Origin of the sequence: Xenorhabdus santafensis (assembly GCF_033949405.1) — a bacterium.
Taxonomy (GTDB): Bacteria; Pseudomonadota; Gammaproteobacteria; order Enterobacterales; family Enterobacteriaceae; genus Xenorhabdus; species Xenorhabdus santafensis.
On record NZ_VCDN01000021.1, the window covers coordinates 110,674 to 123,461 of the forward strand.

The 12,788-nt window shown below is 44.7% G+C and carries 7 protein-coding genes; 3 read left to right on the forward strand and 4 right to left on the reverse strand.

The genetic code is table 11. From position 1 onward, the window contains the following. Positions 1-23 precede the first annotated feature (23 nt). Entirely contained in the window at positions 24-2,375 is a 2,352-nt protein-coding gene (gene lptD / locus FE392_RS07055) for an LPS assembly protein LptD (protein ID WP_319929517.1), read from the reverse strand. 182 nt (positions 2,376-2,557) lie between these two features. Between lptD and djlA the strand changes: the two genes are divergently transcribed. After that, the gene (gene djlA, locus FE392_RS07060; protein ID WP_319929518.1) at positions 2,558-3,388 is read left to right on the forward strand and encodes a co-chaperone DjlA; all 831 of its coding nucleotides are present in this window, start codon (positions 2,558-2,560) and stop codon (positions 3,386-3,388) included. Between the two features lie 6 nt (positions 3,389-3,394). Here djlA and rluA read toward each other — a convergent pair whose 3' ends face one another. The 3 genes from rluA to FE392_RS07075 all read right to left on the reverse strand — a co-directional run bounded on the left by rluA (position 3,395) and on the right by FE392_RS07075 (position 9,714). Then, positions 3,395-4,048, reverse strand: a complete 654-nt coding sequence (gene rluA / locus FE392_RS07065) for a bifunctional tRNA pseudouridine(32) synthase/23S rRNA pseudouridine(746) synthase RluA (protein WP_319929520.1) — start codon at positions 4,046-4,048, stop codon at positions 3,395-3,397. 186 nt (positions 4,049-4,234) lie between these two features. Then, positions 4,235-7,144: an RNA polymerase-associated protein RapA gene (gene rapA, locus FE392_RS07070; RefSeq protein WP_319929521.1), complete on the reverse strand. Its 2,910-nt coding sequence runs from the start codon at positions 7,142-7,144 to the stop codon at positions 4,235-4,237. 221 nt (positions 7,145-7,365) lie between these two features. Then, positions 7,366-9,714, reverse strand: a complete 2,349-nt coding sequence (locus FE392_RS07075; RefSeq protein WP_319929522.1) for a DNA polymerase II — start codon at positions 9,712-9,714, stop codon at positions 7,366-7,368. 256 nt (positions 9,715-9,970) lie between these two features. Here FE392_RS07075 and FE392_RS07080 point away from each other — a divergent pair, with 256 nt between their 5' ends. Further along, positions 9,971-11,674 carry an ArnT family glycosyltransferase gene (locus FE392_RS07080; RefSeq protein WP_319929523.1) on the forward strand — a complete coding sequence of 568 codons (1,704 nt, stop codon included), beginning with the start codon at positions 9,971-9,973 and terminating at the stop codon, positions 11,672-11,674. 150 nt (positions 11,675-11,824) lie between these two features. Continuing rightward, the gene (locus FE392_RS07085; RefSeq protein ID WP_319929524.1) at positions 11,825-12,649 is read left to right on the forward strand and encodes a hypothetical protein; all 825 of its coding nucleotides are present in this window, start codon (positions 11,825-11,827) and stop codon (positions 12,647-12,649) included. Positions 12,650-12,788: the final 139 nt, after the last annotated feature.

The following is a 12,788-nucleotide window of genomic DNA, read 5'->3' on the forward strand; positions in this document are numbered from 1 at the left end:
GGTATACATTGTGTTTGTCGATATCAGAATGCACGTTGGTATGGAAGAATACCTTGCTGCAACATTTTCTGGCTACCCAAACTATGATTGTTACTTAAGCCACGAAGTTCAACATTGAATGACCATTTATTGTCATATTGGCTGGTGCCAAATCTCCAGTTGTCTATCTTACGCTCATAGCCCACATTGACCGCCCAGCAGCAGGTATTGTATTGCACCCCGACCATTTGGTTTGCCGGTTGCTTCTCCTTGGTATCGTAGTAATACGCGCCGACGAACGCCCAGCGATCCGATAAAGGCCAGCTGGCAACCATACCGATTTGAGAAATACCTTGTTGATAAGCGGGCAGCGTCCCGAGTGTGGACTGAATATAATCACGGTCAACAAAACGGTAATTTAATTGCACCAAGTGATCAGCATCACGACGGTATTCCAATATTGCATTGCCCATTGTTACGCTGTTCAGACGGTTATTATATTGTAACCCGCCCTTAAGCCCCCAGGGGCCATTGATTCTCCAATATGCATCCCCGGCCCAAGTGGTGGGGCCTGTGCCTTTTTTGTTGCGGATCAGATCCCTGCCAGCTGGATTGGGGCCATTTTCTCCGACACGCGGTGGCTCAAAGTAGTAGATTTGACCTATGGAAAGGTTAAAACGTTCAACTAATTCTTCATCATAAATTCGGGTTGTTATGCCTGAAGTAAATTGGTTGGCAGAAGAAATACGATCCAATCCACTATAGAAGCGATCACGGAACAACCCGGTATAGTTTGTCTGCAGCAACGATGAATCAAAGTTATTAATGTTATCTTGATTCTTATAGGGAACATAAAGATATTGAACGCGAGGTTCCAGCGTCTGGGTATAATCTTTATTCAGGTACATGGCACGTTCAAACACCATGGTTGCGTCTGATTTGAATACAGGGAGAACACGGTTGACGGATTTCTCCAGCGCTGAATCTTTCCTTTTTACCTCAGCAGAAACATCCTGCTCATAATGGGTCGCCATCAATTTAAGTTCATTATTGATGCTGGCCCAACCATTGGAGAGAGGCAGGTTAACGGAAGGCTCCAGATGCCAGCGGGTTGCATCTGGATACTTGTTACTTACACTGGTGAATTTGGCTATCTGGGCATAAGTATGGAAATCAAATGGCCCCAAATCATTTTTATAGTAGTTGAGATCCAACTGAGGTGTCGCCCGGTATGCTTTCTTGGTGTCGCTTGCTGTAAAAATCTGGAACTGCTTGGTAGATAACGTCGCATCCCAGTTTTGTTGCGCATAGCCGAGGCTGAATTTTTGGCTGGCGTAGCCATCAGTACTGGAACCATACTGTGAAGTAAAATCATTGAAATAATACGGATCACTGACTTTGGTATAGTCAATGCTGAAACGCCAGACCTGATCCATCACACCGCTGTGGTTCCAATTGAATAACCAGCGGTTATCACTATCCCGTTCTGAACCGATATTAAGTTTTTTGCCATCGGCATACAGGCGGTCATGACCAATCCAGTCCAGCGCAATGGTGCCCGCACCTGCCTTGGTTAAATAACGGAATTCATTATCCAGTTTCAAACCGCGCTTGGTAATCAGGTGCGGCGTAATCGTGGCATCATAGTTCGGCGCGATATTCCAGTAATAAGGCAACTGGAATTGGAAGCCATCTTTATTGGAGAAGCTGGCATTGGGGAGCAAGAAACCAGAACGGCGTTTATCGCCAATGGGCAACTGCAAGTATGGGCTATAAAATACGGGCACATTGGCAATCCGGAAACGGGCGTTCCAGATTTCCGCCACTTCTTCTTTACGGTCGAGGATGACTTCGGAACCCACAACACTCCAGCTATCATTACCCGGCAAACAAGACGTGAAGATCCCATTATTCAAAATGGTATAGCGGTTCTCATCGCGCAGCATCATTTTATCTGCGCTGCCGCGTCCTTGGCGGCCAACCATCTGATAGTTGCCTTTTTCCACATCCGCGTCTTTATTATTCAGATTAGCCCAGGCACGTGGCCCTTTTAAAATAATTTGGGGATCATCATAACTGACATTACCTGTTGCGGTAACGGTACGAATGGGTTCTTTATCTTCTGATTGTTCGAGCCGTACTTTATCGGCGGTCAGCGTTTTATTGCCCTGCTGGATATCAACATTGCCAACGAACTCAACCGCGCTGGGATATTCCCCGTGAGTATCATCGGATTTAATGTTAATGGGCATATTGTTGGGATCACCTGTGATAATGGGCTTATCGTAAACAGGGATACCTAGCATACATTGTGCAGAAAGGTCAGCATGTGCCTGCTGACTGTAAAGTGCTGCCCATACCATTGTGGCCAGCAGAGTGGGATAACATTTATTCATAGATGTTTATGTGGTTCCGTCATCAGTGGCATCGTGCCGGCAAACGCTCAGAGACTAACGTAATTGAGATATAGGTACCAGCGTAAAGTTTAACTTTGCTAATCTTGCTGTTAGGCACAGAGCTTAATGAATAGTATGATAATGCAAAATTGCGCTCAGGGCATTGGGGAATTGAAGACTATATGCAGTATTGGGGAAAATTATTTGGATTAATATTTGGTATTGCATCCGGAGCTGGGTTCTGGGGGATTGTGATTGGCGTGTTGCTTGGCCATTTACTTGACAAAGTCAGGGCGCGAAATCAACGTGTTGACGAGAAAACGAAAGGCCCAACCCGGCAGGCACTTTTTTTTCGCAGTACTTTTCAAGTATTGGGGCATTTGACCAAAGCAAAAGGCCGGGTAACAGAAACGGACATTCAGCTTGCCTCGCAGTTGATGGACAGAATGCAACTGCATGGTGAAGCCCGTTTATCTGCCCAACGGGCATTTCGTGAAGGCAAACAACCAGAGTTTCCCCTGCGCGAAACATTACGGAAATTAAGGCGTGCCTGCTTCGGCCGTTTTGATCTTATCCGCATGTTTCTGGAAATCCAGTTACAGGCCGCCTTCGCAGATGGTGAACTCCATCCCAATGAAAGAACAGTTCTCTTTGTCATTGCCGAAGAACTGGGGATTTCCCGCGTCCAATTCGAACAATTTCTTGCCATGATGGAAGGCGGCCGTCATTTTGACGGGCATCAATCCGGCGGGCATTACCAACAGCGCGGAAGCTACCAAGGTTATGGGCAGCCGCGTGCAACATTGGCAGATGCCTGCAAGGTTCTGGGAGTCAGGGAACAGGACGATGCCACAACCATCAAGCGGGCTTATCGGAAATTGATGAGTGAGCACCATCCGGACAAACTGGTGGCAAAAGGTTTACCACCAGAAATGATGGAACTTGCCAAACAAAAGGCGCAATCCATCCAAGCCGCTTATGATTTAATTAAAAAAGAGAAAGGCTTCAAATAGCGGCTGCTAAAAATCGGCCTTGCATTCAAAATGCATCGGTGTGCCATAAGCGGGATGCGTAATGAACAGCTCTTGGGCGTGTAATTGCAGGCGAGGTGCTAATTCCCTTGCCTGTGTATGGGCATAGAACCGATCCCCCAAAATGGGGTAGCCAATTGCCAGCATATGAACACGCAACTGATGCGAACGACCGGTGATTGGTGCCAGTCTGACTCGTGTTGCCTGCTCTTCATATTCCAGTACTTGGTATTCAGTCTGCGCTGATTTTCCGGTTTCAAAACACACTTTCTGTTTCGGGCGATTTGGCCAGTCACAGATCAAGGGCAAATCCACCAAGCCTTCTTCCTGTTCCATCTTTCCCCAGACACGCGCGATATAGACTTTTTTCGGCTCACGTTCACGGAACTGCCGTTTCAGCTCCCGCTCGGCCGCTTTAGTCAAGGCAACAACCATAATGCCGCTGGTAGCCATATCCAAACGGTGAACGGATTCAGCGGTCGGAAATTCAGCCTGTACCCGAGTCATGATACTGTCCTTGTGCTCTTCAGCCTTGCCCGGCACGGAAAGCAGCCCGCTAGGTTTATTGACAACCATAATGTGCTCATCTTGATACAGCACATATAACCAAGGATCTGTCGGGGGATTATAAGACTCCAGCATGAGTGGCTCCAATTGGGTCTGCAAATAAATCGGGTCGGAAAAAATAAATCAGGTCAGAAAAATGACGGGGCGCATTCTATCAGTATATGACTGAGGGTGTGAGAATAAATCAGGGGCATCTTGCAGAAAGTGCCCCTGATTTTAATTGGTCGGGCTGTTTACCGACGAGAATTTATGGCACGCAGTCTATTGATGGGAAACCACCACCAATCGGATTGCATCCAAACGCCAGTTAGCCTGATCAAGATTGAGCAAAATGTTTTTATGCTCGGATTGAAGGGCTTCCAGCTCATCATCACGGATATTCGGGTTAACCGCTCTCAGGGCTTCCAGACGCGACAACTCGGCTGACAGGGCTTCATCGGCTTCTTTCTTCGCTTTTTCAATCAATTCACGCGATTGTTTTTCAATCAAAGGTTCAGATTGTTGTAAAACGGTGTGAACTTCTTGCTGTACCGCATTGACCAGCTTGCTGGCATTGTGGCGATTGATTGCATTCAACTGGCGGTTAAAGCCTTCAAACTCCACTTGCGGTGCCAAATCAGTGCCTTTCAGATCCATCAAAAGACGTACTGGCGTTGGCGGCAGGAAGCGGGTTAATTGCAGATGCTTGGGCGCTTGTGCCTCAACCACATAAATTAACTCAACCAACAGCGTGCCCACTGGCAGTGCCTTGTTTTTCAGGATAGAAACGGCACAGCTTCCGGTATCCCCGGACAGAACCAAATCCAGGCCATTGCGAATGATTGGGTGCTCCCAGCTCAGGAATTGAGTATCTTCGCGGGACAGGGCTTTTTCACGCTTGAAGGTGACGGAGCAACCATCTTTTGGCAGTCCCGGGAAATCAGGCACCAGCATGTGATCAGATGGATGCAGGGCGATAATGCTGTCACTGCGATCTTCCTGATTAATGCCGACAATATCGAACAAATTCAGGGCGAAATTCACCAGATCAGTATCATTATCCTGCGCGGCAATTATCTCTGCCAGTTTCTGACCTTGTTCCCCACCATTGGAATTCATTTCCAGCAAACGGTCACGGCCTTGTTCCAATTGCTGTTTGAGGTGCTCATGATGCTCACGGCATTCGGAGATAAACTCATCGAAACCCGCTTGCTCATTTGGCTTGGCAAGGTAATTCAGCAAGGTTTCATAATATTTGTCATAAATGGTTCGACCCGTCGGGCAGGTGTGTTCGAACGCATCAAGACCTTTATGGAACCAATTCAAGAGGATAGATTGCGCGGTATTTTCCAGATATGGCACGCTGATTTTGATATCGCGGCTCTGGCCGATACGATCCAAGCGACCAATGCGTTGTTCCAGCAAATCAGGATTGAACGGAAGATCAAACATAACAAGCTGATTGGCGAACTGGAAGTTACGGCCTTCGGAACCGATTTCAGAACACAGCAGCACTTGGGCGCCTTCTTCTTCAGAAGCAAAGTACGCAGCGGCACGGTCACGCTCCAGCAGGGACAAGCCTTCGTGGAATACAGCACTGCGGATACCTTCACGTTCACGCAGAACTTGCTCCAATTGCAAAGCCGTTTCTGCCTTGGCGCAGATCACCAGCACTTTCTCGTCACGGTTTGCCATCAGGAAGCCCAGCAACCATTCTACGCGTGGATCGAAGTTCCACCATGTGGCGTTTTCACCTTCGAATTCCTGATAGATCCGCTCAGGATAGAGCATATCTTTGGCGCGGGCTTCGACGCTCTTTTTGGCTCCCATAATCTCAGACACTTTTATGGCGGTCTGATATTGAGCCGGCAAAGGTAATTTGATTTCGTGCAGTTCGCGATGCGGGAAACCCTTCACACCAGAACGGGTATTACGGAACAGCAACCGGCTGGTTCCGTGGCGGTCCATCAGCATGCTTACCAGTTCATGGCGAGCATTGTTACTCTCTTCATCCTTATCACTGTTTATCGCTTTCAGCAGAGGCTCAATGTCCTGCTCGCTGATTAGCTCAACAATGGTATTTTGCTGCTCATTGCTCAACATCTTGTCAGACAGCAGCAACGCAACAGCATCCGCAACAGGGCGATATTTCTGTTGCTCATCGATAAATGCCTGATAATCGTGGAAACGGCTTGGATCCAACAGGCGCAGACGGGCAAAGTGGCTTTCCTGTCCCAACTGTTCTGGCGTTGCCGTCAGTAGCAGGACAGCAGGAATTTGCTCCGACAATTGTTCGATAACCTGGTATTCACGACTTGGGGATTTCTCGCTCCATTCCAGATGGTGGGCTTCATCCACGACCATCAAATCCCAACTTGCTTCCAGCAAATGCTCGAAACGTTGCTTGTTGCGACGAACAAAATCCAAAGAGCAGATAACCAATTGCTCAGTTTCAAATGGATTGTCACTGTCATGAAGGGCTTCGCTATAGCGGCCATCATCAAACAATGAAAAGCGCAAATTGAAGCGGCGCAGCATTTCCACCAACCACTGGTGTTGCAGACTGTCAGGCACGATGATCAATACGCGCTCAGCACGCCCTGCCATCAATTGCTGGTGGATAATCATGCCCGCTTCAATGGTTTTACCCAAGCCAACCTCATCTGCCAGCAGCACGCGGGGAGCGTGACGTTTGCCGACTTCATTGGCAATGTGAAGCTGGTGGGGGATCAGGCTGGCCCGAATGCCACGCAACCCGCTTTCCGCCAAGCGAAACTGCTCGCTTTGGTGTTTGCGGGCGCGAAAACGTAATGCAAAGCGATCCATGCGGTCAATTTGACCTGCAAACAGACGATCCTGCGGTTTATTAAACGTCAGCTTGCTATCCAGAAAAACTTCCCGCAGGCAGGTATTTTCTTCTTCAGTATCCAAACGAGTACCGATGTAGATCAGCAGGCCATTATCTTGCTGAACGTCATCGACCTTGATTTTCCAGCCCTCGTGACTGGTCACAGTATCACCCACATTAAACATGACACGGGTGATAGGGGAGTCATTGCGTGCGTAAAGGCGGTTTTCTCCGCTGGCAGGAAAAAGTAACGTCACCATGCGCGCATCAAGCGCGACGACAGTTCCTAATCCAAGTTCGCTTTCTGTATCGCTTATCCAGCGTTGACCAAGAGTAAATGGCATAAATTTTGGCTCAGTTTTCTGTTAGACAATATTAATTTATGGTTGCAGGATGGCTGCTTTTGTTGGATATCGATCAATTATTGGTTATCGATAGGGATAGTTTTCAATGGCACTTTTTACAACCCCGTGTTTTTGATACGGAGTCACAAATGTGCCGTTGCCCGTTAGAGAGGCGATATGTTAATTGAAGCGGAGCAAGCCGTCACCTGCAAAAATCACCATTATTCGAAAGACATGTTCATTTGGCCTGTCAGCAGAGTTGTAAAATCATCCTGAATAAATGGCAAGATAGCATCAGCAACAGGCATCAACTGTTTATTGATATAGTGCTCGTAATCCAGCGCAGTGATTTGATTTTCCAAGGGTTCAGGGCCGGCTTGGGTGATAACGTAGTTGATCCAACCCCCATTTTGGTACTGTAGCGGGCGATTGTGCTGCTGATTATACTCATCAGCTAAACGGGCGGCCCGGACATGGGGGGGAACATTGCGCTGATAATCGGACAATTTGCGGCGCAGACGCTTGCGATAAACAAGGCGATCATCAAACTCTCCCGTCAACGTTTTGGCGATGTAATCGCGAATATAATCTTGATAGGGTTGCTGGTGAAAAATCAGTGTATACAGCTCCTTTTGGAAGATTTTAGCGAGCGGCGTCCAGTCTGTTCTTACTGTTTCCAGCCCCTTGAAAATGACCTCATCACCACTTAACCCGGCATACCGTTTTTTATTGCCTTGCTCAGCACCCCGTACGGTTGGCATCAGAAAGCGCCGATAGTGCCTCTCAAATTCCAGCTCCAGCGCGCTTTCAAGATTGAATTCATTTTTGAGGTGTTCTTGCCACCATTGATTAACGAATTGCGCCAGAGAATGGCCTATCCGGCTGGCTTCCTCCTCAGAATGAGGGTGCTTTAACCAGACAAAAGTTGAATCTGTGTCGCCATAAATAATTTGATAACCCTGTGATTCAATTAACGCACGGGTTTGATGCATAATCTCATGCCCGCGTAGGGTAATTGATGATGTCAGGCGAGGATCAAAGAAGTGACAGCCAAAAGCACCGAGCACACCATAAAATGCGTTCATGATAATCTTCAACGCTTGGGCTAGTGGCGCATTTTGCCGTTTTTTGGCTTTGTCACGCTCATGCCAGATTTTTGTGACGATATCAGGCAAGCAATGTTTTGTGCGGGAAAAAAATGCTTGCCGGAAACCGGGTACAGAATGTTCATTATCGGGGCAAGCCAGCCCTTCGACCATACCAACCGGATCAATCAGGAACGTGCGAATAATGGAGGGATAAAGGCTCTTGTAATCGAGTACCAGAACGGAATCATACAGCCCCGGAAACGAGTCCATCACAAAGCCCCCGGGACTGCTATCATCAAAATAAGAGGGCAGCACAGGAGCAACATAACCAACGCGATGCATTCTTGGCAGGTAAAGATGAGTGAATGCAGCCACGGAACCGCCTGCACGATCGGCTTCTAACCCGGTTACAGTCGCACGTTCCAATAAAAACGCCATTAAATCTGTTTTCTCGAATACACGATTGACCAGAATACAGTCCTGCAAATTGTAGTAAGCGAGGGCGGGTTTATCCTCCCGAAAACGGCGATTAATTTCATCCATGCGGGCATAAGGATTATCAATGGCTTTTCCTTCCCCTAAAAGCTGCTGGGCAACAAATTCCAGACTGAACGAAGGAAAGTTCCAAGTTGCCGTTTTCAATGCATCAATACCATCGATAATCAGACGGCCTTCTGCTGATGCAAAAAAGTGGCCGGGTTTGAAACCGTGTTCTCGCCATTCCAGTGCCCTCTGATTGCGACCAAATTTGAGTGGCACGTTATAGCGCTCAGCGTGTTGCTGTAATACCCGTAAATCAAACTGGATCAGATTCCACCCGATAATGGCATCAGGATCGTAATGAGCCAGCCATTCATTGAGCTTTTCCAGCATCATCGGTCGGCTGGCAACATACTCCAATTTGAAATCAAGCGATTGCTGATTGCCATTTTCCGGCCCCAGCATAAACACGGTGTTTTCACCGCATCCGGCCAGCCCGATGGAGTACAGTTCGCCATGCTGACTGGTTTCGATATCCAGCGAAACCCATTTCAGCTTGGGCCGATACGTAGGATTGGGTTTCATTTGGTAGCTCCCATCGGCTTTTTGATTGAACCAAACAGGGGCAGTAATAAAGCGCTCCATCATAAACCGATTGTGGGGGCGGATATCGGCTTCGTAGAGCGGAACGCCGAACTCTTTAAGCGTTTTTTCTAAAGACTGTAATTGACGATACTGCTGGCAATACAAAGCAGTCACAGGCTGGCGATTGAAATCTTTCAGTGGCAGGGTCTTTAATTCATAATGCCATTCTTTTTCCAGCAACGATTTTACTTTAGGCAAATCAGATTGAGGAATAAAGGCAACGGCCTTTTGATGAGGAATAGTGATGCGGCGAGCACCCGTATCCGTCGCCAGCCAATAGATTAATTCGATACCTGATGGCGTATCTTTCCAGTGGCGGGTCAGTACAAAGCCTTGCTCAATGTGATTTGGCTGCATAGTTTTTCTGTTTAAATGCGATCTACTGGATAGCGTCAATATTATCGATGAAAGTTTCAACTATAGCACTTTTATTGGATATTTATACAGTGTTATTTTGAGGGATATTTGCAAGATAGATAAAAGGTGAATATTGACCATTAAGTATGGTTGCGTCATCGCATTTCAAAGCCTTTTGTTATTATTCTCAATTGTCTACTATGCTTGACGTTTTTTTATGGAATAAATAAATATTAATTTCGCTTGGTAAATATTGATGAATAACCTTAATAAGTTGAGTCAGACAGATATCAAAGCCTTACTGTTATTTATAGTTTTTATGCTGCTTTATCTGTTACCGGGTATTTATGGGCACACACCTTGGAAACAAGATGAAAATTATAGTTTTGGTATTATTCAAACTATGTATGAAACCGGAAACTGGTTGGTTCCAATTAACGCAGGCCAACCTTTTATGGAGAAACCGCCACTATATTATTGGACAGCAACAACATTCATACATCTATTATCTCCTTGGCTTCCAATGCATGATGCAGCCAGAACAGCCTCCTTATTATTCTCCATAATCAATTTTTCTTTTTTTATTCTTTTGGCCCGCCGTGTATTTGATATCAAGAATTTTACCGATAAACGAATATGGGTTGCTTTTGCCCTGTATGCCAGTGCTCCCGGATTAGTTCGCCATAGTCATGATATGTTTACCGATACTGCGTTGATGGCAGGAACGGTTATTGGCTTGTATGGGCTTCTGGGATTAATCAAAAAAGAAAAAATAGCTTATTCCTGTTTGTGGCTAACGACGGGGACGGCTGCAACCCTGTTATCAAAAGGCGTATTTATTCCGGGATTATTATGGATTTGCCTTATTCTGGCACCTGTTTTGTTTAAATCTTGCAGATCTAAACAATACTGGTCTAATACTATCTTGTCAGGGATTATTGCACTAGTTTTAATTATGCCGTGGCCAGTTCTGTTATTTATCGAATATCCGGATTTATTTAAAGTCTGGTTTTGGGATAATAACATTGGCCGCTTTTTAGGTTTCTCGGTTGAAGATCTTGGTGCCAGAAATAAATTGACACTCATTCCTGAAGCTGTCCTGTTTTTTGCTCTGCCGTCAGGAATATTGGCTTTAATTTTTATATTAAAACATCCCATTAAGGCTCTGTTAGATGAACATTATTTCCTCTGTGCAGCATTTGCTGTATTAGGTGTTGCTATATTGCAAATATCTGCTTCTGGTCGTGCATTATACTTATTACCCTTTATTGCACCAATGGCTATATTGGGCACCGAGGTCTTCATGAAATTACCGGAAAGGATCTACAAATATTTCAGCATATTTGCATCCAGTCTTTGGACTTTTCTGATCATCTTTTTATGGTGCAGTTATTTCTTATTGTTTTCCAACGATTACAGACATTGGCTGGAGCCATTGGGCCGATGGCTGCCAATGAGTTATCAAATGCATTTTTCGGCAGTAACATTTAGTTTTGCAGTTTTGATTACAGCGGTATGGATCGTGAAAAACCGGATCATTTCCCAATCTCCTGCATTGCGCGCAGCTCAAAATTGGGTTTTGGGCATCGCCACGGTTTGGGGCATAGTCTTTACTTTATTTGTTGGCTGGATTGACTATGCCAAAGGCTATCAGGATGTCTTTACTGATCTAAAGCAGAAGATTTCCGGAACATATCAGAAAAACCAATGTATGGCGTCATATAATGTCGGTGAATCTGAATCTCCGATGCTTTATTACTACGCTCATATCTTACTGCATAAACAGAATAAATTTGATACACCTGAGAAGTGCGAGTGGCTGATGGTTCTATCTGAGGAAATTGAACCTGCTCCAGAAGGTATGATGTTATTTTGGCATGGGCATAGACCTGAGCAAAATCGTGAAAATTTAGTGGTTTATAAGAAAGAGGCATTAAACGATATAAAATTGAATCAGTAGAGATAAGTAAGTAAAGGCTGAATGGTGGACTTTAGGGCCACCATTCTATTTTACTGTCAATCATAGTTTACTCACTTAAATACTTTATTTTTAAAATCAGAATGATATAAATAACAGAACTGAGCCCATAAAATATAAGCGAGGTGGTTTATGCCATTCTATTTTCCATTTAGAGAAAAATTTTACAAGGGTGATTTAATCTATGGATTGATGGATGGAATCCATGATTATATTAATAGTGCTTCTCCTTTTAGTGAAGCAATGATTCATTTTGAGCATAAAAGCTATCCTCCAGCACTGGTGAGTGATTATTTGATTCCTTTAGAAGTGGAAAATTTTAATTATTTCCTTGAAACATCCATCGGTTCAGAAGATCCGAATGATATACGAGATCAAAAGGAAGTTGAAACAAAGCTTAAATATATTAACAATGACAATTATAGAAGATATAAAGAAAGTTTATTTAGCTATTTGGAACGTGATACTAAATACAGCAGTGTGACGAAAAGAATAGATTACAGTACGCAAATAATAGGGAGAAAATGTAAGGGGGCAATATCTTGGGTAAGTATAAATAATGATCCATTAATAAAGGATGCTCATGTGCACTTTATACTTGATGGCATCAACATGAAAGAAATTATTAGTAAATCTTATTTAGTTATACATGAGGATGATGACAAAAATCAATGTAACTCCAATAATAATGGATTTGTGCCTATAAGTTTAAATAGCAAAAAGGCCGAAATTGAAAAAAGCATAGTTGGAAGAGAATTAAGGTGGATTTTCAGGAATAGAGCTAACCCCAATGTAGCTAAAAAAATACAATTTTGGAAAGATAAAAATCCCGCTCCTCCTCCTTGGAAAGAGAATGGATGTCTGATATGGGATAAATATGCTCTACATTTAGAGGCAAAAGAAAAAAAAGATGAAGATAGGTATGATGGCTTAGCCCGGCTATTTCATCTATATTGATATCTAAAATATGCTATATATATAAGTATGCAATTCCATAATATACCTTACTCCTCACAATGTGAGGAGTAAGGAAAATACATTAAGTAAATGTAAACATCATTTACCTATAACATTTTTAAAATTGCATATTGTTTTT